This window comes from Candidatus Polarisedimenticolaceae bacterium, from assembly GCA_036275915.1.
GTDB lineage: Bacteria > Acidobacteriota > Polarisedimenticolia > Polarisedimenticolales > DASRJG01 > DASRJG01.
Genome location: DASUCV010000004.1, coordinates 20,231 through 43,933 on the forward strand (window position 1 = coordinate 20,231; position 23,703 = coordinate 43,933).

Annotated in this window: 24 protein-coding genes; 4 read left to right on the plus strand and 20 right to left on the minus strand. The window is 69.4% G+C overall.

All coding sequences use genetic code 11. The features are described from left to right. Nucleotides 1-24: 24 nt before the first annotated feature. The 6 genes from VFV19_02235 to VFV19_02260 are packed head-to-tail and all read right to left on the minus strand — an operon-like array spanning nt 25 to nt 5,849. The gene (locus VFV19_02235; protein ID HEX4823109.1) at nt 25-2,253 is read right to left on the minus strand and encodes a SpoIID/LytB domain-containing protein; all 2,229 of its coding nucleotides are present in this window, start codon (nt 2,251-2,253) and stop codon (nt 25-27) included. Then, nucleotides 2,250-2,816 (minus strand): GTP cyclohydrolase I, encoded by a 567-nt coding sequence (folE, locus tag VFV19_02240; protein ID HEX4823110.1) that lies wholly within the window; start codon nt 2,814-2,816, stop codon nt 2,250-2,252. Before folE ends, VFV19_02235 begins: the two co-directional genes overlap by 4 nt. A 2-nt stretch (nt 2,817-2,818) precedes the next feature. After that, nucleotides 2,819-3,166, minus strand: coding sequence for a 6-carboxytetrahydropterin synthase QueD (gene queD, locus VFV19_02245; protein ID HEX4823111.1), 348 nt, complete (start codon nt 3,164-3,166; stop codon nt 2,819-2,821). Further along, nucleotides 3,163-3,537: a dihydroneopterin aldolase gene (folB, locus tag VFV19_02250; GenBank protein ID HEX4823112.1), complete on the minus strand. Its 375-nt coding sequence runs from the start codon at nt 3,535-3,537 to the stop codon at nt 3,163-3,165. Before folB ends, queD begins: the two co-directional genes overlap by 4 nt. A gap of 15 nt (nt 3,538-3,552) precedes the next feature. After that, nucleotides 3,553-4,677 (minus strand): amidohydrolase family protein, encoded by a 1,125-nt coding sequence (locus VFV19_02255; GenBank protein ID HEX4823113.1) that lies wholly within the window; start codon nt 4,675-4,677, stop codon nt 3,553-3,555. After that, nucleotides 4,674-5,849 carry a threonine synthase gene (locus VFV19_02260; GenBank protein HEX4823114.1) on the minus strand — a complete coding sequence of 392 codons (1,176 nt, stop codon included), beginning with the start codon at nt 5,847-5,849 and terminating at the stop codon, nt 4,674-4,676. Before VFV19_02260 ends, VFV19_02255 begins: the two co-directional genes overlap by 4 nt. A gap of 72 nt (nt 5,850-5,921) precedes the next feature. Here VFV19_02260 and VFV19_02265 point away from each other — a divergent pair, with 72 nt between their 5' ends. The 3 genes from VFV19_02265 (at nt 5,922) to VFV19_02275 (ending at nt 9,070) form a co-directional block, all read left to right on the plus strand. Continuing rightward, nucleotides 5,922-7,085: an alpha/beta hydrolase gene (locus VFV19_02265; GenBank protein HEX4823115.1), complete on the plus strand. Its 1,164-nt coding sequence runs from the start codon at nt 5,922-5,924 to the stop codon at nt 7,083-7,085. Between the two features lie 155 nt (nt 7,086-7,240). Then, nucleotides 7,241-7,573, plus strand: coding sequence for a hypothetical protein (locus tag VFV19_02270; GenBank protein ID HEX4823116.1), 333 nt, complete (start codon nt 7,241-7,243; stop codon nt 7,571-7,573). A gap of 102 nt (nt 7,574-7,675) precedes the next feature. Further along, the gene (locus VFV19_02275) at nt 7,676-9,070 is read left to right on the plus strand and encodes a DUF4139 domain-containing protein (GenBank protein ID HEX4823117.1); all 1,395 of its coding nucleotides are present in this window, start codon (nt 7,676-7,678) and stop codon (nt 9,068-9,070) included. Nucleotides 9,071-9,131: 61 nt separating this feature from the next. On the opposite strand, the gene tyrS is transcribed toward VFV19_02275, so the two are convergent. Continuing rightward, complete coding sequence (gene tyrS / locus VFV19_02280; protein HEX4823118.1) at nt 9,132-10,370, minus strand: tyrosine--tRNA ligase; 1,239 nt, start codon at nt 10,368-10,370, stop codon at nt 9,132-9,134. Nucleotides 10,371-10,429: 59 nt separating this feature from the next. On the opposite strand from tyrS, the gene VFV19_02285 reads away from it, so the two are divergent. Next, nucleotides 10,430-10,687, plus strand: a complete 258-nt coding sequence (locus VFV19_02285) for a hypothetical protein (GenBank protein ID HEX4823119.1) — start codon at nt 10,430-10,432, stop codon at nt 10,685-10,687. A 4-nt stretch (nt 10,688-10,691) separates the two neighbouring features. Here VFV19_02285 and radC read toward each other — a convergent pair whose 3' ends face one another. From radC to VFV19_02350, 13 genes are all read right to left on the minus strand, one after another. Then, nucleotides 10,692-11,411 carry a DNA repair protein RadC gene (gene radC / locus VFV19_02290; GenBank protein ID HEX4823120.1) on the minus strand — a complete coding sequence of 240 codons (720 nt, stop codon included), beginning with the start codon at nt 11,409-11,411 and terminating at the stop codon, nt 10,692-10,694. Between the two features lie 17 nt (nt 11,412-11,428). Then, nucleotides 11,429-12,043, minus strand: coding sequence for a phosphoribosylglycinamide formyltransferase (gene purN / locus VFV19_02295; GenBank protein HEX4823121.1), 615 nt, complete (start codon nt 12,041-12,043; stop codon nt 11,429-11,431). After that, nucleotides 12,036-13,079: a phosphoribosylformylglycinamidine cyclo-ligase gene (gene purM / locus VFV19_02300; GenBank protein ID HEX4823122.1), complete on the minus strand. Its 1,044-nt coding sequence runs from the start codon at nt 13,077-13,079 to the stop codon at nt 12,036-12,038. The genes purN and purM overlap by 8 nt, the downstream gene beginning before the upstream one ends. Nucleotides 13,080-13,140: 61 nt before the next feature. Then, nucleotides 13,141-14,526, minus strand: coding sequence for an amidophosphoribosyltransferase (gene purF / locus VFV19_02305; GenBank protein ID HEX4823123.1), 1,386 nt, complete (start codon nt 14,524-14,526; stop codon nt 13,141-13,143). Nucleotides 14,527-14,586: 60 nt separating this feature from the next. Continuing rightward, nucleotides 14,587-15,885, minus strand: a complete 1,299-nt coding sequence (purB, locus tag VFV19_02310; protein HEX4823124.1) for an adenylosuccinate lyase — start codon at nt 15,883-15,885, stop codon at nt 14,587-14,589. A gap of 8 nt (nt 15,886-15,893) precedes the next feature. Then, on the minus strand, nt 15,894-16,670 hold the full coding sequence (locus tag VFV19_02315) for an MBL fold metallo-hydrolase (GenBank protein ID HEX4823125.1): 777 nt from the start codon (nt 16,668-16,670) through the stop codon (nt 15,894-15,896). Next, on the minus strand, nt 16,670-17,128 hold the full coding sequence (gene dut / locus VFV19_02320; GenBank protein HEX4823126.1) for a dUTP diphosphatase: 459 nt from the start codon (nt 17,126-17,128) through the stop codon (nt 16,670-16,672). Before dut ends, VFV19_02315 begins: the two co-directional genes overlap by 1 nt. Continuing rightward, nucleotides 17,125-18,399, minus strand: coding sequence for a pitrilysin family protein (locus tag VFV19_02325; protein ID HEX4823127.1), 1,275 nt, complete (start codon nt 18,397-18,399; stop codon nt 17,125-17,127). The genes dut and VFV19_02325 overlap by 4 nt, the downstream gene beginning before the upstream one ends. 58 nt (nt 18,400-18,457) lie before the next feature. Next, complete coding sequence (locus VFV19_02330) at nt 18,458-19,195, minus strand: type II secretion system protein (protein HEX4823128.1); 738 nt, start codon at nt 19,193-19,195, stop codon at nt 18,458-18,460. Between the two features lie 4 nt (nt 19,196-19,199). Beyond that, entirely contained in the window at nt 19,200-20,324 is a 1,125-nt protein-coding gene (locus VFV19_02335) for a hypothetical protein (protein HEX4823129.1), read from the minus strand. A 10-nt stretch (nt 20,325-20,334) separates the two neighbouring features. After that, complete coding sequence (locus VFV19_02340) at nt 20,335-20,751, minus strand: type II secretion system protein (protein ID HEX4823130.1); 417 nt, start codon at nt 20,749-20,751, stop codon at nt 20,335-20,337. Next, entirely contained in the window at nt 20,738-21,214 is a 477-nt protein-coding gene (locus VFV19_02345) for a type II secretion system protein (protein HEX4823131.1), read from the minus strand. The genes VFV19_02340 and VFV19_02345 overlap by 14 nt, the downstream gene beginning before the upstream one ends. A gap of 11 nt (nt 21,215-21,225) precedes the next feature. Further along, a complete protein-coding gene (locus VFV19_02350; protein HEX4823132.1) occupies nt 21,226-23,700 on the minus strand; it encodes a cohesin domain-containing protein in 2,475 nt (824 codons plus the stop codon). Nucleotides 23,701-23,703 lie beyond the last annotated feature (3 nt).

The following is a 23,703-nucleotide window of genomic DNA, read 5'->3' on the forward strand; positions in this document are numbered from 1 at the left end:
CCGACGATGAATATAGGTCCCGCATCAATGCGCGCTATCCGCGCCGTCGGCCGATTTCGAGATCGCAATGCCGGGATAGTAATGCTCGAGGATCTCGCGGTAGGACGCGCCGCGGAGCGCCATCCCGTACGCGCCGACCTGGCACAGACCGACCCCGTGCCCCCATCCCTTGCCGGCGAAGACCGCCGCGGTGATCGCTCCGCCGGCGTCGCGCTGCAGCTCGATGACCGTCAGGCTCTCGCGGAGGTCGAGCAGGTTCCTGACGTCGAACCCCGTGACGACCGTGCTGCCGGCCTGACCGACGACCTCGATCTGCACGATCCGGCCCGAGACGCCCCGCTTGAGGATGCGCAGGTCGCGCAGCTTGCCGACCGAGACGCGCTTGTTGATCGCGGCCTCGAGATCGGCGCCGCTCGTGCGCACCTCCCACTGGTAGACCGCCGCCGATCGGTCGTCGGACAGCCCCTTCGCCGGCGGACGCAGCTCGAGGAAATCGACGCGGCCGCTTCCGTCGTGGTGGGCGCGGACCCGGTCCCCCGGCCAGAGGGCGAGCGAGGCCACGGGGAAGTTCCGCGTGCCGGCGGCGGTGAAGAGGCGCGGCGCGTCGGCCAGGGTCCACGAGGCGCTCGCCTTCCCGCGCGCGACCTGGAGCTTCCGGCCCTCGACGGCGACGATCGTCCCCTCCTCGAGGTCGAAGGCGTCGTAGGCGTCGCCGATCCGCGCGAGTGCCGCCGCGAGCGTCGCCCCCGTCGGCTCGCGCTCCAGGAGCCAGCGGCCGTCGGGCGCCGGGTGGAGCGCGCCCTGCGCCACGAGGTAGACGAGCGCGCGGCGCTCGTCCTCGGGGAGGGTGCGGATCGCGGCGTCGCGGAGAACCGCATCGACATCCGCGTCGGCGAGCAGGATGCGCGCCCTCTCGTCCCACGCGAAATCGCGCGCGATCGCCAGGGCCGCCTTCGGCAGGCTCGACGGGGCGATGGGAGTGCCCGCGGGAGCGGGCCGGCCCGACAGGCGGGCGACCGCCGCGGTCCACTGCCGGAGCGTCGTCGCGCTCACGGGATGCGCCAGCACCTTCGCGAGGCGGGAGGTGTCCCCGAAGACTCCGGATACGCCGAGGAGCCAGGCGTCGCGCGTGACGTCCTCGCCGCTCTCGGTCGTGATCCCCGCCGGTGCGGCCCCCGTCACCGTCTTTCGTGTCCGCGCGAGCGCCTCGCCCTCCGCGCGGCAAGGGACGCCGACCAGGTAGGGCGCCGCCTGCTCGGGGAAGATCTCCTTCGCATCCTCGGTGTGGCCGCCGCAGGTCGCGGTGTAGAGGGCATCGATCGGCTTGCCCTCGTAGCTCGCGATCTCGCCGCGCGTCTCGGAGACCGCGCGGTCGGAGAGCGGATGCTCGGCCTCGGCGCCGCCGTACGCCTGGCAGCGCGGAGTCGCGCAGATGTCGAACCCTTCGTCCTCGAACTGGCCGGCGTTCGCCATCGCGTAGGTGCGCGCGGCGACCGCCTGCGCCTTCAGCGCCTCGATCTGCGGCCAGATCTCCGGCCCCAGCTCGGAAGGGACCACGCCGCGCAGGTAGCTCTCGAGCTCGACCCAGTCGACGGCGCGCAGGCGCCCGGACGCGTCGACACGAACCTCGACGACGCCGCGGTACGGCTTGCCGCCGACCTTGAGCGTGCCCCCATCCGTGGGAATCGCGAGCAGGCGCTTCGACGTGGTGAGCTGCGTGTTCCACAGCGTGTCGACGAGACGGATCGTGACCGGACCCGGCGCCTCCTGCGGCTCCTCCGCGATCCAGATCCCCTTCCGTCCCATGTCGCGCAGCTTCGCCAGGAGCGGGGCCAGGGCCGCCCGGTCCTTCGCGGCGCCGGCGCGGACGCGCCACGAGCCGCGATCGGGGACGAAGCGCGCGACGACCGGTGCGCCGAGCGCCTTCTCGAGCGCGGCGCGCTCCTGCTCCGCCGCCTCCTGCGTTCCGTAGGCGCCGACCTGGATCCGGAAGACCGACGCCGGCTCCCCTTCCGGCCCGCCGTCCGCGAGGAACGCCAGCTCTGCCGTGTACGTGTCCTTCCACGGGGTGGCGCCCGTCTGAGGTTCGACGACGCGGAACGGCCGGTCGGAGCCGATCATGACCCGGTGGCCGAGGTCGAGGCCGACGCGGTAAAGCGTTCCCTTGGCGTTCGCCGCCGTGGCCGCGGCGCGGATCGCGTCGTCGGCGGGAGACGCGGCCGAGGCCGCGAGCGCGAGGAGAAGTGCGGTCAAGACCGTCCGGGTGCGAGGCGCTCGAAGATCTCCCGGCGCGCCGCCTCGTCCCGCTCCCAGAGCCCCGAGGCCGCGTACGTGAGGAGCGCGCTCCCCTCCTTGCGCACGCCGCGGAGCGTCATGCAGGTGTGCTCGGCGTCGAGAACGACGAGCACGGCACGCGGCGCGAGCGCGCGCTCGACCGCCGCGGCGACCGCGATCGTCAGATGCTCCTGGATCTGGAGGCGCCTCGCGAGCGCGTCGACGACGCGGCCGAGCTTCGAGAGGCCGGCGAGCCTCTCGCCCGGAAGATACGCCACGTGAGCCTTGCCGAAGAACGGCAGGAGGTGGTGGACGCACACCGACGCGAACTTCACGTCGCGGAGGAGGACGGGGCCGCACCCCTTCGGCGCCGCCGTCCACGTCAGCTCGGCGACTGGATCGACGCCGTAGCCCGAGACGAGGTCGTCGGCCCAGGCGCGCGCGACCCGCGCCGGCGTCTTCTCGAGGTCGTCGCCCGGAAAGCGCTCGCCGAGCCCCTCGAGGAAGAGGCGGATCCCCGCTTCCATCTTGGCGGCGTCCATCGTCAGGCCCCCCGGTAGACGACCGAGCAGTCCTCGGTCTCCCACAGCTCGATCTCGGCGAGGCCGTCGAGGTGGGGATGCAGGCGCTCCCAGGCCCACGCCGCGATGACCTCGGCGGTCGGGTTGTCGAGGAGGTCGTTCAGGCTGCGATGATCGACCCGATCGACGACCTCGCGGCGGACGATCGCCTTCAGATCGCCGAAGTCGATCGCCATCCCCGACGCGGCCTCGACCGGACGGTCGACGGCGACGACGAGCCGGTAGGAATGACCGTGCAGCTCGCGGCACTTCCCCGGATGATGCGGGAGGCGGTGCGCCGCCTCGAAGCGGAAGACGCGGCGCACGATCATGCGTGTTTCCCGTTCCGCGCGCGCGTCATCTCGACCCCGACCGCGTCGACGATCCCGTCGAGCATCGGGGTCTCCTTCCGGACACGCACCGTCACGCGATCGATCCTTTCATCCTGCAGCAGCTCATCGAGGAGCTGCCGCGCGAACGTCTCGAGGAGCTTGTAGGAGCGGCCGCGCCCGACCTCGATGACGATCTTGTGGACCTTCGCATAGTCGAGCGTGTCGGCCATGCGATCGGACCGGCCGGACTTCTCGAGGTCCATCTCGATCCCGACGTCGACCGAGAGGCGCACGCCGACCTGCCGCTCCAGGCGCGTCAGGCCGTGGAAGCCGTGGAACTTGATCCCCTCGACGAAGATCCGGTCGGCCATCGGGGCCGCATCTTATCAGGCGGTCATCGCGGCCAAGGCCTCCGCCTCGCCGAGCGCTTCCTCACCGCGATCGGGGTCGGTCGCGGCGCGCAGAATCGCGCGCGGAGAATGGTCGGAGACCGGCCAGTCGCTGCCGAAGAGAAGCGTCGCGCCGGCGCGCGCGAGCGACGCGAGCGGGTACGAGATCACACCGTCGCGCGCGCCGAGGCGCGCCTCCCGGAACGCCGCATCGTCGAAGAAATGGCGCGGCTGCACGGAAGCGACGATCCCCGCCGCGGCGAAGCGCGGCAGGTCCCGCTCTCGTACGACTTGCGCGTGCTCGATGCGATGCGGCCCCGCGGGACTCTTGGGCGCACGCTCGAGCGCGCTCAACGCTGCGTCGACCGCGCGATCGCCGATCGCGTGAAGGGCGACCCGATAGCCGCGCCCGGCAAGCTCCTTCACGCGGGCGTTGAGATCGTCCGGGTCGCTCCGGAGGCGTCCCGACGTCTCCGGATCGTCGGCGTACGGCTCGAAGAGCGCCGCGGTGCGCGCACCGAGCGTGCCGTCGACGAAGATCTTGATGCCGGCGAAAGCGAGAGGAGCATGCGTCGCGTACGCGTCGTATGCCTCCTTCGCGCTCGTGCGGAGTGAATCGGGGGTCCACATCGTGACGCTGAGCGGCAGCTCGGAGCGTTCGGCGAGCTCGTTGTACACGCCGATCGCCCACGACTCGACGATGTCGTCGACGGCGGCGACGCCATCGTCGGCGAAAGCCTTGGCCCGGCGCGCGACGGCGATCATCCGATCCTCCCGGGTCGGTCGCGGAAGGCGGGGGCGAAGGCGGTCGTAGTCGTGCTCCGTGACGATCGGGACGGCGCATCCCAACACTCGCCTCGCCGCGAGGTTTAGCCACGCACCGTGGCCGTCGGCCCGGGCGAGCACGACGGGGTGCGCCGGCGTCGCCCGATCGAGCGTCTCGATCTTCGCGGTGGGATCGCCGTGCCAACCCCAGCCACCGATCCACCTGCCCGCCGGACGCCGCGAGACTTCCCGGACGACCTCGACAAGCGCACCGTCGGCATCGAGCCCCCTGAGATCGAGATCCGCGAGGTCCATCGCGCCCGACGATAGGTGCGTGTGCGCGTCGCGGAACGTCACGGCACGCGCAGCCCCGGGATGCGCGGGTACTTGAGTCCGGTGCCGGTGTTGAAGAGGACGACCTCGTCGTCGTGGCCGATCTGGCCGCTCGCGACGAGACGCCGCGCGGCCGCGAGCGTCGCGCCGCCCTCGGGGCACGCGAAGATCCCCTCGCCGCGCGCGATCGCGAGCTGGCCGCCGGCCATCTCGGCCTCCGACACCGCGACCGCCGCGCCTCCGGACTCGCGCACCGCCTTCAAGATCAGCGTGTCGCCGAGCGGCCCGGGGACTCGCAGCCCCGAGGCGTAGGTATGCGGATCGGGCCACGGCACCGCCTTCGACTCTCCCGCGTCGAACGCCGCGACGATCGGCGCGCACCCTTCCGCCTGGGCCGCGATCATCCTCGGCCGCCGTCCCGCCGCGACGAGTCCGAGGTGCTCCATCTCCTCGAACGCCTTCCACATCCCGATGAGGCCGGTGCCGCCGCCGGTCGGGTAGACGATGACGTCGGGCAGCCTCCAGCCGAGCTGCTCGGCGATCTCGTAGCCGAGCGTCTTCTTTCCCTCGGCGCGATAGGGCTCCTTGAGCGTCGAGAGGTCGAACCACTGCGCGGCGTCCTCGTGCTCGCGCATCGTGCGGCCGCACACGCCGATGTCGCCGCGGACGAGGTGGACCACGGCACCGAACGCCGCCGCCTCGAGCCGGAACGGCTCGGGGGTGTCGTCGGGGAGGAAGAGATCGACTCCGAGCCCGGCGGCGGCGCCGTACGCCGCGGCGGCGCTCCCGGCGTTCCCGGCCGACGGGAGCGCGATGCGGCGGATGCCGAGCGCGCGCGCCATCGTGACCGCAGTCGCCATCCCGCGCGCCTTGAACGAACCCGTGGGGTTCGCCGCCTCGTCCTTCACGAGCACGCGGTCGACACCGAGGTCCTGGGCGAGGAACCGCGCGGGGAGGAGCGGCGTCATCCCCTCTCCGAGCGTCACGGGGTCATCGGAGCCGGGCAGTACCTCGGCGTACCGCCACAGCGACGGGGGGCGCGAGGCGATCGCGGCCTTCGTCATCGTCCGTGCCGCCTCCTCGAGGCGGTAGCGGGCGAGGAGGACGCCGCCGCAGCGGCAAAGGGCGCGCGGGCCCGAGAGATCGTGCGCCGTCCCGCATCGCGAGCATTCGAGCCATTCCAGAGTCGAGACCACCGGCTTGCCCCCTCCCGCTCCATGCCTAGGTTAAGCTGCGGAACCGCGAAGGTAACCCATGCTGAGGATCTCGTGAACCGGGTCGGCGTTCCGGTGGCCTTCACCCGGCTCGACCGCTGGCTGATCGGCGCGGGGGTCGCCGCGGCGGCCGCGGCCGTGCTGCTGCTCTACCTCTCGCAGGCGATCGTCGCGCCTCCCCGTCCCCGTGTGTCGGAATCGGGGCGCCCGACGATCGGCGTGGCGCTGCGCTCCTCGTCGCAGGGACTCGTCCTGGCCGCGGCCTCGGGTAGCGCGCATCAAGCGGGCCTCAAGGCCGGCGACCGTATCGTCCGCATCGGCGATCGCACGAGCCCGACCGCGGCGATGTTCGATGCGGCGATCGCGGAGCGGCGCGAGGGCGACACCGTCGAGATCGAGGCGATGCGCGACGAGACCCGGGTCCTCGCCAACGTCACCGTGGCGGTCAAGCCGGTCACCCCGGCCGACATCGGCCTCCCGTTCGAGGAGGTGGCGTTCCGGAACGGCGACGGGCTCACCCTGCGCGGCTGGTACGTGCCGCCGCCCGCCGGGACTCCGGGCCGCGTGCCGGCGGTGGCGTACGGTCATGGGAACGGCACCGATCGCCGGCACTGGCTCCCGGTCGTCCTGGCGATCCACCGCGCCGGGTTCGCGCAGATCCTCTTCGATTTCACCGGGCGCGGCGAGAGCGACGGCGACGTCATCACGCTCGGCTACCACGAGGCGAACGATCTGCGCGCCGCCTGCGACCTCCTCGCCGGGCGGAGCGAGGTCGATCCACTCAAGCTTGCGATCGCCGGACGGAGCATGGGCGCCGTCGCCGCTATCTACGAGGCGAAGGACGATGCGCGCGTGAAGGCGCTCGTCCTCGATAGCCCGTACGCCGACCTTCCCTCCCTCGTGGCGCGGACGCTCGGGGCGTTTCACCTTCCGGCGTTCCTCATCGAGCGGCCGCTCCTCGCGGTCGCCGGATGGCGCGCGAACTACACGCCGTCGTCCGTCCGGCCCGTCGACGCGATCAAGGACGTTCGCGTGCCGATCCTCCTCTTCCACGGCGACGCCGACCGCCTGATCCCCTTCGACGACGCCAAGGCGCTCAAGGCGGCGGCGACCGGTCCCGTCACCTTCGTCCCCTTGCCCGGCCTCGACCACAACGACCCGCGCCCCGACGCGGTCACCGACCAGATGGTCGCGTTTCTCGCCAAGACCCTTCGCTGAGTCACGGTGGCCGCAATCTTGTTGGTGGCTTCGGGCCAACGCGCAGAAACAAGAGCTGCTCAAGTGCCGACCAACAACCTCGCGGCCACAGAGCGCGATCCGTGCGATGCTTTGTCCATGGAGGCCATCCGACGACGGCCATGGGAGGCTGAGCCATGAAGCGACCCCAGGCGATCTTCCGCTCTCTCGGCGTTTTTCTTCTCCTCGTCGCGACCACCGTCGGGATCTCGCGGTCGGTTTCTCCCGATACGACCGATGACAAGGCGGCGCTTCTAGCGCAGGTCAAGGATCTCGAGTCCCAGCTCGAGACCTGCAATCAGCAGATCACGAGGCTGCGAGCCGAGAACGATTCGCTGCGGGGCGTCTTGTCGGAAGTCGTCGCGAAACAGGCGCGAGAGACTCCCAAGAATTTCGTTCCTTACGACTACAACGGCATGCGCTTCTACGTCGGACCGGCGATGCCTGGGCACGAGGTCCCGTCCAAGTGACCAGGGTGGCCGCAAGGTTGTTGGACCAACAACCTTGCGGCCACGTAGGGAACTTCCCGGGTCCGTGGCGGTCTCTATAATCCGAGGCCCCTGGAGGACCCGATGACGACGCTCATTCCCCTTCTCGCCGCTGCTGCGCTCGCCGCCGAGCCCGTTCCCCAGAGCACCGCCGCCGACCGCACCTCGGTCGCGGTGACCGTGTACAACCAGAACCTGGCGCTCGTGCGCGAGACGCGAAACGTGGTGCTGTCCAAGAACGGAACGACGTTCCTGCGCTTCATGGACGTACCGTCCCAGATCAACCCGCGCACCGTACACGTCGCGGCGCCCGGTCTTACGGTCCTCGAGCAGAACTACGAGTACGACCTGATCTCCCCCGAGAAGCTCCTCGAGAAATACGTCGGGCGCGACGTCGAGATCGTCGAGCAGGCCGAGGACCTCACGCAGCGGACGGTGAAGGCGACGCTCCTGTCGACGAACGGCGGAACGGTCTATCGGATCGGCGACCGGATCGTCATCGGCCAGGGCGGCAAGGTCACGCTCCCCGAGCTTCCGGCGGAGCTGGTCGCCCGCCCGACACTCGTCTGGAGTCTGAACGCGACGAAGCCGGCGACGGTGCCGGCCGAGGTCTCCTACCTGACTGATGGGATGAACTGGTCGGCGGACTACGTCGCCGTCGTCGATGCCGACGACAAGAAAGCGGGCCTCTCGGGCTGGGTCACGATCGACAACCACTGCGGCGCGGCGTTCGAGAACGCCACGCTCAAGCTCGTTGCGGGCGACGTGCGGCGCCTCGCCGCGCCCCAGGTCATGCAGATGGAAGCCGACATGCGCATGAAATCGATGGCCGCCGCCGCTCCGCAGTTCCAGGAGGAGTCGTTCTTCGAGTACCACCTCTACACGCTCGATCGCCCCGCGACGATCAAGGACAACCAGACGAAGCAGCTCTCGCTGTTCTCGGCGTCCTCGATCCCGGTGACGAAGCGCCTCCTCGTCGCGAGCCAGCCCAACTGGTTCCGCAACAATTCTCTCGGCACGGGCTCGCAGAGCCAGAAGGTCCAGGTCGTCCTGGAGATCAAGAACGACCAGGCGAGCGGCCTCGGCCTTCCCCTCCCGAAGGGCGTCGTCCGCGTCTACAAGAAGGACAAGTCCGGTGCCGAGCAGTTCGTCGGCGAGGACCAGATCGACCACACGCCCAAGGACGAGATGGTCCGCCTCCAGGTCGGCGACGCCTTCGACGTCGTCGCGGAGCGATCGCAGACCGACTACAAGGCTGTCTCGCCCCGCGAGCTCGAGACCGCGTGGTCGCTCTCGCTCCGCAACCGCAAGGACGAGGACGTCGTCGTCACCGTGCGCGAGCCGATGGCGGGCGACTGGAAGCTCATCTCGTCGAGCATCCCCGGCCAGAAGATCGACCAGTCGACCCTCGAGTTCCAGGTGCCGGTCCCGAAGGGGAAGGAAGTGAAGCTGGTGTACCGGGTCGGCGTGCGGTGGTAGCTCTCAGAGGGGACAGCTTCCGAAACTCTTGAACGGCAAGTTTCGGAAGCTGTCCCTTCTGTCACGAGAATCGCGCGCGCGCGAAGTGACGCTTGCCGACCTTCACGAGCACGGTGGCGCCGGCCGGCGCGTCGACGTCGCGAGTGCCGGGAGCGACCTTCTCGCCGTCCACGTGGACACCGCCCTGCGCGATGACCCGCATCGCATCGCTGTTCGACTTCACGAGACCGCACGCGACGAGGAGCTTCGGCAGGAAGACCCTGCCGCCCGTCGACTCGACGTCGAACACGGGCACGTCGTCGGGCACGCCGTCTCCGGTGAACACGCGCTCGAACTCGGCGAGCGCGGTTTCTGCCGCCTTCTCGCCGTGGAAGTCCGCGATGATCCGCATCGCGAGCCCCTGCTTCACCTTCTTCGGGTGCAGCGTCTTCTCGGCGACGAGCTTCTTCATCTGGCCGATCGCCGACTCGGAGACGTCGGTGCAGAGCAAGTAGTAGCGCCACATCAGGTCGTCCGAGATCGACATGATCTTCCCGAAGACCGATGACGGCGCCTCCTCGACGCCGACGTAGTTCCCGAGCGACTTCGACATCTTCTCGACGCCGTCGAGCCCCTCGAGCAGCGGCGTCGTCAGCACGATCTGCGGCTCGACGCCGTAGCCCGGCATGATGTCGCGCCCGACGTTGAGGTTGAAGAGCTGGTCGGTCCCGCCCAGCTCGACGTCTGCCTTGAGGAAGACCGAGTCGTACGCCTGCGCGAGCGGGTAGAGAAACTCGTGAAGCGAGATCTGCACCCCGGCTGCGAAGCGCTCCTTGAAGTGCTTCCGCTCGAGCATCCGCGCCACGTTGTAGCTCGCCGCCAGACGGAGGAACCCCTCCGACCCGAGGGCGCCGAGCCACTCGCTGTTGAAGCGGATCTCGGTGACCTCCGGGTCGAGCACCTTGAAGCACTGCCGCTTGTACGTCTCGGCGTTCGCCTCGATCTGATCGCGCGTGAGCGGCGGCCGCGTTTTCGACCGCCCGGTCGGGTCGCCGATCATCGCGGTGAAGTCGCCGATCACGAAGACGACCCGGTGCCCGAGGTCCTGGAACTGGCGCATCTTCCGCAGGAGCACGACGTGCCCCAGGTGGATGTCCGGCGCCGTCGGGTCGAACCCGACCTTCACCGTCAGGGGCGTCTGCGTCTCGATCGAGCGCGCGAGCTTGCGCTTCAGCTCGGCGATCGTGACGAGGTCGACGGCGCCCCGGCCGAGGACCTCCATTTGCTCATCGACGGGCAAAAACGAACCTGTGGCGCTCACGATCGCGGATTGTAGCAAGCGTTTCGGGCGGCACTCACCTTGCTACCTAATGACGCGCGATGGCTTACGGCGCTTCGATGGCGGATTCGGGTCTGGCGCTTCTCGTCGGTGGCGGGATGGTGGGCATCGTCCTCACCGTGCGCGCGCTCCTCTCCGGCCGACGGATCGATGCGATGGCCCGCGCCGACGACGGCACCGAGCGCCGATGGGCGTTCCATTGGCCGCGCCTGCTCACGGCGTTTTTCCTGATCGTCGTGCTCGCCTACATCGTGCTGCGCTTGGGAAGCTGCATGCACGCGTCGATGCAGCCTCAGTGATCGGTCAGAACGCTCCCCTCTCCCTCAAGCTCGTCCATCCTCTGCCCGCGACGATGACGTGGTCGTAGAGGGCGATGCCGAGCGTCTCGCCGGCGTGGTGGACGGAGCGCGTGAAGGCGACGTCTTCGTCGGAGGGGTCGAGGGAGCCCGACGGGTGGTTGTGGACGAGGATGAAGCCGAGGGCGAGGTGCGCGATCGCGGGGTGGAAGATCTCCCGCGGGTGCGAGCGCGTCGTGTTCAAGGCGCCGATCGAGATCGTCTCGCGGTGGATGAGGGCGTTCTGAGCGTCGAGGTAGAGGCCGACGAGGTGCTCCTTCCTGGCGCGCGCGAGATCGCGCGTGACGCGCCACACGTCCTTCGGGCTCGTGATGCGCGGGCGCGCTTCCTCCTCGCCCGCCTGGAGACGGCGGCCGAGCTCGAATGCGGCGGCGAGGCGGGCGCCTTGCGAGGCTCCGATGCCTTCCTCGCGCCGCCACTCCTCGGGCGTGAGGCCGGCGAGGCGCTTCAGGCCGTGGCGGCGCAGGATCAGGCGCGCGGTGTCGAGCGCGGGACGCTTGGCGGATCCGGTGCCGAGGACGAGGGCGAGAAGCTCGGCGTGGCCGAGGAAGGCGACGCCCTTCGCGAACGCCTTCTCGCGCGGGCGGAACGCGCGGGGCGGCTCGCCTCGCGGCTCGGGGAGAGAAAGTACGGGCACGGACTCGTGCGAGGTCCAGGGATCGGACATGGGACGCTTCCGGGAGGCTAGGGACGGATCGTGACGCGGCGGCCCCAGACGGCGAGACGGTTCTCCGCCAGGAGAGCGAGCGCCTGGGGATACAGCTTGTGCTCTTGCACCAGGATGCGCGCGGAGAGGGCGTCGACGGTGTCGTCTTCCAGGATCGGGACGGCGGCCTGGAGGACGATCGGTCCGTGGTCGAGCTCTTCGTCGACGAGGTGGACGGTGCACCCCGAGACCTTGGCGCCGTGGTCGAGCGCCTGCTTCTGAGCGCCCTGGCCGGGGAACGCCGGGAGGAGCGCCGGGTGGATGTTGAGGATGCGCTGTGGGAAGGCGCGCACGAGGACCGGAGAGAGGAAGCGCATGTACCCGGCGAGGCAGACGATCGTCGCGCCGTGCTTCTTCAGGACGTCGATGACCTCGCGCTCGTGAGCGGCACGCGGCTTGACGGCGGTGTGATCGACGACGGCGGTGGGGACGCCGTGGAGCTTCGCGAAGGCGAGACCGGCCGCCGCGGGGACGTTCGAGACGACGACCGCGGGATCGGCGGGGACCCGCCCCGATTGCATCGCGTCGACGAGCGCGGCCATGTTCGAGCCGCGGCCGGAGATGAGGATGCCGACGCGCGGCCGGTCAGGCATAGACGACGCGGCCGTCGCCCGGAACGATGCGGCCGATGCGGTGGTGGGCTTCCCCGAGGCCGTCGAGGTGACGCTCGAACGCCTCGGCGCTCCCCGGCGCGACGACGCAGACCATCCCGATCCCCATGTTGAAGGTGCGAAGCATCTCGTCGTCGGCGACGCCGCCGAGACGTTGAAGGACTTCGAACACGGGGAGCGCCGGCCACGAGCCTCGCTCGATGCGGGCGGCGGTTCCTTCGGGGAGGATGCGCGGCAGGTTGTCGGTGAGGCCTCCGCCGGTGATGTGCGCGAACCCACGGACGAGACCGAGCACGCCGCGCAGTGCAGGAAGGTACGAGCGGTGCTCGGCCAAGAGCACCTCGGCGATCGTCCCCGTCAGGCCGTCGATGCGATCGCCCGGCTGCTTTCCGGCACGGTCGAAGACGATCGCACGGGCGAGCGAGTAACCGTTCGTGTGGAGGCCCGCCGACGGAAGGCCGATCAGGAGATCGCCCTGCTCGATCGCTTTGCCGGTGATCGCCTTCGACTTGTCGACCATGCCCACAATGAAGCCGGCGACGTCGTATTCGCCCTCGGCGTAGAAGCCCGGCATCTCCGCGGTCTCGCCGCCGAGGAGCGCGCAGCCGTTTTCCTTGCATCCTCTGGCGACGCCGGAGACGACGGCCTCCATGACCTCGGGCTTCAGGCGTCCGGTCGCGAGATAGTCGAGGAAGAAGAGCGGGATCGCGCCCTGCACGAGGATGTCGTTGACGCAGTGGTTGACGAGATCGCGACCCACCGTGTGATGGACGCCGGCCATGAACGCGACCTTGAGCTTGGTCCCCACGCCGTCGCAAGAGGCGACGAGGACCGGCTCCGCGAGCCCGGCGAGATCCGGCGCGAACATGCCGCCGAAGGCGCCGAGATCGGCGAGGACGCCCTTCGTGCGCGTCGCCTGCAGCGCGGCCTTGATCCGGCGGAGCCCTTCGTCCTGGGCGTCGATGTCGACACCGGAATCCTTGTAGCTGAGGCCCGAGGGCTTCTTCGGCTCGCTCATCGTCGTCATCCTACCGCCGGCGCGTGCAATTGATTCCGCCGCCGCGGTTGCGTTCCGGAAACTAGCGCCGGGTCTTCTCGAAGAGGCGGAGCTGGCCCTCTCCCACGCGCGGCACCGGCACCGGGTGCTTGTCGGTCCAGCAGGCGGTGCAGTACTGGTCCTCGGTCCCGCCGATCGCGCGCATCAACCCTTCGAGGCTCAGGTAGCTGAGCGTGTCGGCGCCGACGAAACGCCGGATCTCCTCGACGGAGTGCTTGGCCGCGATGAGCTCTTCCGGCCGCGGCGTGTCGATCCCGTAGTAGCACGGCCCGATCGTCGGCGGGCACGAGATGCGGAGGTGGACTTCCTTCGCGCCGGCGTCGCGGCACATCTGGACGATCTTCTTGCTCGTCGTCCCCCGCACCAGGCTGTCGTCGATGAGCGCGACGCGCTTGCCCGCGAGGATCTCGCGCACCGGGTTGAGCTTCACGCGGACGCCGAAGTTGCGGATCTGCTGGCTCGGCTCGATGAAAGTGCGACCGACGTAGTGGTTCCGGACGAGACCCATCTCGAAAGGAAGCTTTGCCTCCGCGGCGTATCCGAGCGCGGCATAGGTGCCCGAATCGGGAACCGGGCTCACGAGGTCGACGGCGGCCGGATGCTCGCGCGCCAGCTCGGCCCCGAGGCGCTTCCTGACCGCCTGGACCGACTGACCGAAGACCGAGCTGTCGGGCCGCGCGAAGTAGACGTGCTCGAACCCGCAGGGGGCGGGACGCACCGGGGCGAACGGCTTGAACGAGTGCACGCCCGCGACGTCGATGACGACGACCTCGCCCCGCTCGATCTCGCGGACCACCTCGGCGCCCAGGAGGTCGAAGGCGCACGACTCGCTCGCGATGACCCACGCCCCGTCGACCCGGCCGATCGAGAGCGGCCGGAACCCCATCGGGTCGCGCACGGCGACGAGCCGCCCCGGAACGAGGAAGAGCAGCGAGTAGGCGCCGCTCACGTGCCGGATCGCCTCGACGATCGCGTCGACGACGTCGGCCGCGCGGGAGCGCGCGATGAGGTGGAGGAGGACCTCGGTGTCGGTCGTCGTCTGAAAGATCGCGCCGTCGGCCTCGAGATCGGCGCGGAGCAGCGCGCCGTCGACGAGGTTGCCGTTGTGCGCGACCGCGATCGGCCCCCGGTGGTGCTGGAGGAGGAACGGCTGCGCGTTGGCGGGGTTCGAGTCGCCCGCCGTCGAATAGCGGACGTGGCCGATGGCGAGGTTACCGGGAAGCTCGTCCAAGACCTCGCGCGAGAAGATCTCGGCGACATGGCCCATGCCGCCGCGCCGCGTCAGTCGCTGGCCCTCGGCGGTGACGATCCCCCCGGATTCCTGGCCGCGGTGCTGGAGCGCGTAGAGTCCCAGATAGGAGAGCTTGGCGGCTTCGGGATGCCCGAAGATGCCGACGATGCCGCACACGTCTTGGGGGACCCTCGCGAGTTCGTTTGCGACCGCTACGGGACGATTGTAGCAACCGCGTCAATCGGCCTGAAACGCCCGCGTGTAGATCGCGTCGACGTGCGCGAGCGTCCGCTCCGGATCGAACAGCGCGGCGAGCGCTTTCGCGTCGAGAACGGCGAGCACCTCGGGATCGGCGGCGAGCAGATCGTGGAGCGTTCCTTCCCCCGCCCATACCTGCATCGCGTTCCGCTGCACGACGGCGTAGGCCGCTTCCCGCGACATTCCCGCCTTCGCGAGCGCCAAGAGCACCGCCTGCGAGAAGATGAGCCCCTTCATCCGCGCCATGTTCTCCGCCATCCGCTCCGGGTAGACGAGGAGGCCGTCCAGGATCCCGGTCATGCGGTGGAGCATGTAGTGGCAGAGCGTCGTCGCGTCCGGGAGGATCACCCGCTCGACCGACGAATGCGAGATGTCGCGCTCGTGCCAGAGCGGGATGTCCTCGAGCGCGGCCTGCACGTGCGAGCGGACGATCCGTGCGAGGCCCGAGACGTTCTCGCAGCCGATCGGATTCCTCTTGTGGGGCATCGCCGACGACCCCTTCTGGCCCTTCGCGAACGGCTCCTCGACCTCGCGGACGTCGGTCCGCTGGAGGTGCCGGATCTCGGTCGCGATCCGGTCGAGGGAGGACGCGAGGATCCCGAGCGTCGCGACGAGCGCCGCATGGCGGTCTCGGGGCACGACCTGGGTCGCGAGCGTCTCCGGGGCGAGGCCGAGCGACGCCATGACCTCCGCTTCGATCCCGGGATCGAGGTGCGCGTAGGTCCCGACCGCTCCCGAGAGCTTCCCGACACCGATCTCCCCCTTCGCCTGGGCCAGGCGTGCGCGGTTCCGCTTCGCCTCGAGGTACCAGCCGAGGAACTTGAGCCCGAGCGTGTACGGCTCGGCGTGGATCCCGTGCGTCCGGCCGACCATGACCGTGCGCTTGTGCTCCTTCGCACGCCGCTCGAGAACGCGAAGCAGGCCGTCGTGCGCTTCCAGGATGAGATCGCATGCCTGGACGAGGAGGAGCGCCTGCGCCGTGTCCACAACGTCCGACGACGTGAGGCCGTAGTGCACGTGCCGCCCCGCGGGACCGATCTTCTCGGCGACGCTCGTGACGAAGGCGATGACGTCGTGCTTGACCTCGGCCTCGATCGCGGCGATCCGCGCGACGTCGAACGCGGCCTTCTCGCGGATCGCGGCGAGGTCGTCCGGCGGCACGAGGCCGCGCTTCGCGAGAGCCTCGGTCGCCGCCATCTCGACCCGGAGCCACGCGCGGTACTTCGCCTCGTCGCTCCAGAGCTCCTCCATCTCGGGCCGTGTGTAGCGGGCAATCATCGCGGTCTTTAGACCTCCACCGCCGGCGTCGGTGCGGAGCGAAGGGCGACGCGCATCGCGACGCGGCGGCGGCCGGCGCGGTCGAGCGCGTTCGCGACCGCGGCCCGTGCGAGGGCGGCCGTGTTGTTCTTGTCCGAAAGGTGGGCGAGGACCACCGCCTGGGTCTCGTCGTCGGCGACGGCGGCGACGAGCGTCGCCGCCTCGTCGTTCGACAGGTGCCCGAGCCGCCCGCCGATGCGCTGCTTGAGCGCCCACGGGTACGACCCCTTGAGGAGCATGGCGTCGTCGTGGTTCGCCTCGACGAGGAGGACGTGGCAGCCCCGGAGACGCTGCTGGACGAGGGTCGTCATGTGGCCGATGTCGGTGACGATCCCCACCCGGATCCCCTCGGCCCGCAGGACGAACCCGACGGGATTCACCGCGTCGTGCGGGACGGAGAACGGCGTCACCTCGATCCCTGCGGTCTCGAAGGCGGAGCCGGGCGTGAAGGCGTGCCAGGCGGGTAGGTGGTGCGGCGCGAGGTTCAGTGCGTCCAGGACCTCCGGCGTCGTGAACACCGGCACGCGGTGGCGCGTCGCGAAGCGGAAGAGCCCGCGCGCGTGGTCGTGGTGCTCGTGCGAGAGCAGGATCGCGTCCAGGCGCTCGGCGGCCTGGCCGGCCGCTGCGAGGCGGAGGGCGAGATCGCGGGCCGAGAGCCCGGCGTCGACGAGGACCGTCCGCTCGCCGAAAGCGATGAGCGTCGCGTTGCCCGATGATCCGCTCCCCAGGGGGACGACACGGACCATCACGTCGTCCCGGTGTGGCCGAAGCCCCCGGCGCCGCGCGCGCTCTCGGGCAACGCGTCGACGGCGACGAGGCGGACGGTCGGTAGCCGGTGGATGACGAGCTGCGCGATCCGCTCGCCCCGGCTCACGGTGAACGGCGCGTCCCCATGGTTGACCACGATGACACCGATCTCGCCGCGGTAGTCGGCGTCGATCGTCCCCGGCGTGTTGAGGAGCGTGACGCCCGCCTTGAGCGCGAGCCCGCTCCGGGGGCGGACCTGTCCCTCGAATCCGGGCGGCAGCGCGACCGCGATCCCCGTCGGAACGAGCGCGCGCCCCCCCGGCGCGATCGTGACCGCGCCGTCGACGCACGCCCGAAGGTCGAAGCCGGCGGCATGGCCGCTCGCACGGGCGGGAAGCGGCAGGTCGCGTCCGTGCGGAAGGAGCAGGACGCCGACCTCCGCCGCCTCGTCGGTCAAAGGGCGAACCCTGTGCGCGCCGCGGCGAGCCGCTTCGTCTTTCCCACGACCGCGAGGGCGGGTGCGCCAGGGCGCAGGACATCCTTCGCCGCGCGGTGAACCTCGGCGAGCGTCACCTTCTCGAGGCGCGCGAGCGTCTCCCCCATCGGGAACGTGCGGCCGTGGTAGAGGTACTGCCGCGCGAGGTTCGACATGCGGCTCGAGGTCGACTCGAGCGAGAGCATGAGACTGCCCTTGAGGTGCTCCTTGGCGACCTCGACTTCGTGCGCGTCCGGCCCGCGCTCGCGCAGGTCGCGCAGCTCGTTCCGCACCACGTCCAGGACCTCGTCGGCCTTCTCGGGGCTCGTCCCCGCGTAGATCATGAGGATTCCGGCGTCGCGGAAGGCGTTGACCGCCGAGTAGACGCTGTACGCGAGGCCGCGCTCCTCGCGGATCTTCTGGAACAGGCGCGACGACATCGTCCCGCCGAGGAGAGCGTTCATGACGAAGAGCGGATAACGCCGCTCGTAGCCTTCGGGGAACGCCGGGACGCCGAGGAGGAGGTGGAGCTGCTCGAGCTCTTTCTTGGTCCTCGTGACGACCCCGCCGCGCGCCCGCGGGGGCGGCATCTTGCCGTCCTTCCCGCTTCCTCGCGGCATACGCCCGAACGCCTTCTTGATGAGCCGCCCCAGCCCCTTGTGCTCGAGGTTCCCGGCGGCGACGATCATGAGGTTCTCGGGCACGTAGACGGTCTGGAAGAAGCGCAGGAGGCGCGCGCGGCTCAGGCCGCGCACGGTGTCCTCGGTCCCCTGGATCGGCCGCCCGAGGGCGTGCCCCGGATAGAAGTGGGTCGAGAAGAGGTCGTAGATCAGCTCCTCGGGAGAATCCTCGACCATCCGGATCTCCTCGACGATGACCTTGCGCTCGCGCTCGAGCTCGTCGTCGTCGAAGCGGGGCCTGAGCACGATGTCGGCCAGGAGATCGACCGCCTCCGCGAGGTTCGTGTCGAGAACCTTCGCGTAGAAGCAGGTGTACTCCTTCGACGTGAAGGCGTCCATCTGGCCGCCGATCGAGTCGACCGCGAGCGCGATCTCGCGCGCCGTCCGGTTCTCCGTTCCCTTGAAGACGAGGTGCTCGATGAAGTGCGACGCGCCGTTCAGCGACACCGGCTCGTGACGGCTCCCGCGCTTCAGCCAGATGCCGAGGGTGACCGACCGCACGTGCGGCATGCGCTCGGAGAGCAGGGTGATGCCGTTCGGCAGCGTTTCCTTGCGGATCGTCCCACGGGTCATCGGTGCCGGCCTCGCAAGGCACCGCGCGAGCGCGCGGCGTGAAAGGGCGGCGAGTATATCAGCGGGGTGGGAAGCTCGCGCTGCCTCCCTGCTGCTGGCCGAGGTTCTGACCGTTGTTGCTCGGGTTCGGAGCTCCCGTTTGACCCGGATTCGGCGCCTGGCCCGGCGCCGGCGTCGTCTGCTGGTCGAAGATCGAGAAGACCCAGTCCTTGTACTGGTCCTTGTCGCGGTAGCGGCGGAAGGGCATGTCGGTCGAGCGGGTCTTGACGCCGGCGATCGGGAGGCCGGTGACGTCCGACGTGCCGTCGTCGTGGTGAATGATGTCGGGGATGCCGCCCGAGTTCTGATTCGGCAGCTGCGTACCCGCGAGCGGCGAGCCGAGCGACTGGCCGCCGCCGAACGGCGTCTGCGCGGTCGTCGTCGGGTTGCTCCCGTCCGGGGGAGGCGCCGCCGACGGGTCGAACAGCCCACCGCCCGGTGCGGCGTAGAGGAGCTGCCACTTCCCGCCCTTGACGAGCGGATCCTTCCAGAGGTGGCGGATGAAGTACTGGCCCTTCGTTCCCGGCTCGCGGAGGTCCTTGAGCTCGTTCGGGAGCTTGCCCTGGTCCTTCTGGTAGCGGCGCAGGGCGCGGACGATGTCCTGCGCGCGGAACATCATCTCGGCCTCGTTGTCGCGCCTCACGACGTCGGCCCACTTCTGCACGGCGACGGCGGAGAGGATCATCATGATGGCGAGCCCCGCCATGAGCGCGACCATGAGCGCGCCTCGCTCCTTGCGCCGCCGGGGCATCGCCACCTCTCTAGCCTCCGGCCTGAGGCGTCACCAGCAGCTGGATCGTCGCCGGGGTCGACTGCTTCACACACTGGTACTGGCCGTTGACGATCTGGCCGTTCCCGCGGTCGGTTACGACGAGCGTGACGGTGTAGGTGCGCTGTACGCCGTCGACGAGGTACGAGCAGACCGCGCGCGCCGGAGGAACCACCTGAGGAATGGAGCCGTTACCGCAGTTCCAGGTGTAGGTATCGATCGGCGTCTCGGCATCGGTCGAGAGGCTGCCGTCGAGCTGGACCGTGGCGAGGCTCCCGGCGCCGCCAATGATCTGCTGGGTCGCGGGGCCGGCGATCACGGCGGTCGGCGCGGTGTTGGCGCACCCCGTGATCGTGTAGTTGATCGTCTGCTGCGCGCGGTAGGCGACCGGCTGGCCGGCCGCGAAGGTCGCGGGGGCGGTCGGATCGTCGGTGGCCAGGAGCGTCACCGTCAGGCCCTGGGCGTTCTGGAACGCGGTGATCGCGTCGTTCGGAATCGAGACCCCCGAGACGCCCGGCCCCTCCGCGATGATCGGGTTCGGTTTCCCGACGTCCGGATTCGTCGACGTGATGACCCACTTGTACATCGTGATGAACTGTCCCGTGTCGGGGTCGGACGAACCCGAGCCGTCGAACACCACCGCGCCGCCCGACGCCTGCGTGTTCTGCGGGGACGCCACGATGAGCACCGACGGCGGGCGATTCCCCGCGACGGCCGTCTTCGTCACCGTGGCGGTGCCGGAGATCGATGCGGAGGTCGCCGTCACCGTGATCGACGCCGGGTCGTTGGCGCCGACCGTGAGCACGTCGGTGGCGATGCCTGCGCCGCTCGTCTTCACGCCGTGGGCGCCCGACGACAGGGAGCCGCCGTTGGCCGAGAAGTAGACGGTGATCCCCTGCTGGGGAACCGAGTTGCCGTCCAGCACCGTCGCCAGCAGCGTCGACGTCCCCTCGTTGATGTTGTTCGCGGGGTCGATGACCACCGCCCCGGGCTGCGCGATGAGCGTGATCTTGAAATCCTTGCCGGCGCTCAGCGGCGAATTCTCGCACCCCGGCAGGACGATCGCCGCCGCCGCGAGCGCCGCCGCCGCGATCCAGGCTGCTCTCCTCGTCGTCATCGCACTCTCCTCAGAATTCGGCATACGAGCGTCCGTCGAGGGCGGTCCCCTCGGCCCCGCTCTTGACGTTCGCGATCCCCGGCTCCTGCGAAATGTCCTCTTGCGAGTCGATCTCGGCCTGCTCGGTCTGCCAGGTGTCCGAGCTGTCCGTGAACGGGTCCCGCGGGATGACCGCGAGGTAGTGGTCGTCCACGAGCGCCTGGAGGCCGTCCGGATACTTCCCCTTGTCGGCGAAGTACTGGTTGATGAGGGTCCGCATCGTGTAGAGGTCCTGCTGGAGGGCCGCCTCCTTCGCTTTCACGATGCTCCTCCGATAGTTCGCCACGGCGACCGTCGAGAGGATCCCGATGATCGCGCAGACGACGATGAGCTCGATGAGCGTGAAGCCGCGCTCACCCGAGCGCCTCCGGGACCTACCAATCCGCATACTTCGTCCCGTCCAGAGCTTTGGCCTCGCTCTTCGAATGTACGTCGAAGATGTTCATCCCGTCGGTCGCCAAGGAATCCGGGCGATCCTTGTTCGAGCGGGTCCCCCAGTCGGATTTTCCGGTGATCGGGTCGAGCGGCAGGCGGCGCAGATACTTGATTTTCGTCCCCGCCGCGTCGCCGATGTCGTAACCCTGGTAGAGCCAGTCGAGCTTTTCCGGGTAGCCGTCTTCGTTGGTGGCGTTGATCTTGGTCCCTCGCATGCCGGGGTTGTGCTCGACGTCCCACTGGAACCGGTCGATCGCGGAGCGGATGTCGCGAAGCGCCCGCCTGAGCTCGAGCTCCTTCCGGCGTTTGACCCACGTGTTCGCCACCGGCACCGCGACGCTCGCGAGAATGATGATGATCGCCGAGCAGCAGACGAGCTCGATCAAGGTCAGGCCCCGCTCCCCGCTCCTCGTCATCATCGCGGCTCCTACGGCTCGACCGCGACCGGCGCCGTGAGGAAGCTCGCCGGGAGGTTGCGCGCCTGTGGGTCCTTGACCGACGCGCCGTTCCACGCGAAGCCGCAGTCGCCCGCGTTGATCGCCTGGAACTGGAAGGTCGCGAGCGTGCCGCCGCCGGTCATCCCGTCGCCGCTTCCGAGCCGCGAGAGACCGACGACGATCTCGCCGCCGTTGTCGTTGGCGAGGAAGACGGTGTTCGCGCCGTCGGCGTTCAGGAACGGCCCCTGGACCGCGGGCGGGACGAATTCGATGACCTGACGGTTGTACTTGAGGTGGAACGGGACCGAGCCGACGTTCGTCGCGTTGTCGATGCGCACCTCGACGACGACGCGGTCGCCGATGTGGTACGACGGCGCCGACGGCACGATGCGCACCGTGGCCGGGCTCGTAACCGGCGGCTGCTCGGGCGGCGAACCCTCCGCCGGAGGGTTGACGACCTCGCCCCCACCCTGCTCGCCACCCTGGGGCGGCGGCGCGGGTGGCGGAGGCGGCGTCTCTTGCGTCCCCGAGCCGCCGACCGTACCGCTCGATCCACCGGTCGGGGCCGGAGTCGGAACGGGCACCGGAACCGGCGCCTCGGCACGGTTCTTCTCGACCGCGACGCCGCCGATCGTGCCCGCGGCGCCTTGGGCCCCGGCCGTCGCCGGCTTCTGCGCGTCGGGCGAGAGCGGCGGGAGATAGGGCTTCGTCGGGTTCGGCCCGGCGACGGCCTTCCCGGTGTCCTCGTCGGCGTCCTGGAACGGCGACACGCCCATGACGCCGCGCACGGAACCGCGGAGGCGCATGTTGTCCTCGGTCCCGACCCACAGCGTCTGAAGGTCGTCCTCCGAGATGTCCGGGATGCGCACGATGTACGGGGTCAGGGTCAGGACGAGATCGGTGTCCTGCCGGTCGGTGTTGTGACTCGAGAGCACGTCGCCGATCCCGGGGACGTCGCTGAGGCCGGCGACCCCCGACTTCGTCACCGTGTCGTCGCGCTTGATGAGGCCCGCGAGCAGGTTCGTCTCGCCGTCGCGCAGGCGGATGACCGTCTGGACCTGACGCGTGCCGATGATCGGCTGCGTAACCCCGGTGCCGAGGTCGACGGTGCCGGCGAGGTTCGAGACCTCGACCTGCACCTTGAGCGACACCTCCTTGTTGTGGTGGACGCGCGGCTCGATCTGGAGCGTGATGCCGACGTTCTGATAGGTGAACGAGGTGATCGGCACGATGTTGCCGCCGACGGTCTGGGAGCTGTTGAACGACGTGTTCGGGATCGGGATGCGGTTCGCGATGACGATCTCGGCCTTCTCGCCCTCCGAGACGCGGAGCTGCGGCTGGGCGATCGTCTTCGAGTCGGTGTCGCTCTTGAGGAAGTTGATGACGACCGAAGGGATCGGCCCGAGGAGCCAGTTCCCCTGCTGCTTGAGGCTGGAGAGGTTGTTCAGCGGGAGCGACGTCTTGCCGTCCAGGAACTGGAGGCTGAGCGATTTGGAGGACAGGTCGATGCCGACGTTCTGGAGCGTGTGCCGGTTGACCTCCATGAGCTCGACGTCGATGATCACCTCGCCCTTGGACTTGTCGTTCGAGTCGATGAGCTTCTCGGCGATCGCGACCTTGTCGGGGGTGTCCTTGATCGACACGGAGTTGAGCGCGTCGTTCTCGGCGACCTGCCGCGAGTTCAGGAGCGTGCGGACGACCGAGACGACCTGCTTGGTCTCGGCGGACGAGAGGTAGAACGTGCGGATGACCTGGTCTTCGAGCTCCGTCCGCTTCTGCCGGCTGTCCGGCGCGATCAAGAGGGTGTGCTCGTCGATGACCTTGTAGAAGTTCTTCGTCTGCAGCATCAGGATGTCGAGCGCCTTCTCGAGCGTGACGCTGCCGATCTCGATCGTCATCGGCTTGTTCAGGTCGGTCTTCTCATCGTAGATGAAGTTGATCTGAGACGCCTTGCCGATGACGTCGAAGATCTGGCCGATCGGCTTGTCGCGGAACTGGACCTGGATCGGGATGTTCGATTTCGCCGAGAGCTTGGGCGGTGCCAACGCGTCCTTCTTGGCCTGCTCCTTCAGGCGCTCGATCTCGGAGGGTTGCTCGTCGCGGCGCCTGATCATCGTGAGCGCCTTGTCCATCTCGTCCGCCGCGTGCTGGTTCCCGGGATTCAGGAGGAGCGTCTGCTGGTACTCGGCCACCGCGAGGTCCCACTGCTGGGACTTCGCGTAGCGCTTGGCCTTGTCGAAGTGCTCGGCGGAGGCCTTCAGCTTCGCGCGGGACAGCGCGATGTCGTAGCGCGAGTTGCCCGGATCGAGCGCCGAGGCCTTGCTGAAGGCCAGGACCGCCTGGTCCCAGTTCTCGCGCCGCGCCGCCTGCTCGGCGGTGTGGTACGCCTTCTGCGCGGCGCAGCCGCTTCCAGCGAGGATCAGGAGCGCCAGGGCCGCCCCCGCCGTGCGTTGCGTGATCGACACGTC

Bases quoted from the DNA above. Each gene is read 5' to 3' on its own strand.
- VFV19_02275 (HEX4823117.1), top strand. From the start codon at position 7,676: ATGACGACGCTCATTCCCCTTCTCGCCGCTGCTGCGCTCGCCGCCGAG.
- VFV19_02315 (HEX4823125.1), bottom strand. From the start codon at position 16,670: ATGGTCCGTGTCGTCCCCCTGGGGAGCGGATCATCGGGCAACGCGACG.
- VFV19_02345 (HEX4823131.1), bottom strand. From the start codon at position 21,214: ATGACGAGGAGCGGGGAGCGGGGCCTGACCTTGATCGAGCTCGTCTGC.
- VFV19_02325 (HEX4823127.1), bottom strand. From the start codon at position 18,399: ATGACCCGTGGGACGATCCGCAAGGAAACGCTGCCGAACGGCATCACC.
- VFV19_02285 (HEX4823119.1), top strand. From the start codon at position 10,430: ATGGCTTACGGCGCTTCGATGGCGGATTCGGGTCTGGCGCTTCTCGTC.
- folE (HEX4823110.1), bottom strand. From the start codon at position 2,816: ATGGACGCCGCCAAGATGGAAGCGGGGATCCGCCTCTTCCTCGAGGGG.
- purN (HEX4823121.1), bottom strand. From the start codon at position 12,043: ATGCCTGACCGGCCGCGCGTCGGCATCCTCATCTCCGGCCGCGGCTCG.
- radC (HEX4823120.1), bottom strand. From the start codon at position 11,411: ATGTCCGATCCCTGGACCTCGCACGAGTCCGTGCCCGTACTTTCTCTC.
- VFV19_02340 (HEX4823130.1), bottom strand. From the start codon at position 20,751: ATGCGGATTGGTAGGTCCCGGAGGCGCTCGGGTGAGCGCGGCTTCACG.
- purM (HEX4823122.1), bottom strand. From the start codon at position 13,079: ATGAGCGAGCCGAAGAAGCCCTCGGGCCTCAGCTACAAGGATTCCGGT.
- purB (HEX4823124.1), bottom strand. From the start codon at position 15,885: ATGATTGCCCGCTACACACGGCCCGAGATGGAGGAGCTCTGGAGCGAC.
- VFV19_02335 (HEX4823129.1), bottom strand. From the start codon at position 20,324: ATGACGACGAGGAGAGCAGCCTGGATCGCGGCGGCGGCGCTCGCGGCG.
- queD (HEX4823111.1), bottom strand. From the start codon at position 3,166: ATGATCGTGCGCCGCGTCTTCCGCTTCGAGGCGGCGCACCGCCTCCCG.
- VFV19_02270 (HEX4823116.1), top strand. From the start codon at position 7,241: ATGAAGCGACCCCAGGCGATCTTCCGCTCTCTCGGCGTTTTTCTTCTC.
- folB (HEX4823112.1), bottom strand. From the start codon at position 3,537: ATGGCCGACCGGATCTTCGTCGAGGGGATCAAGTTCCACGGCTTCCAC.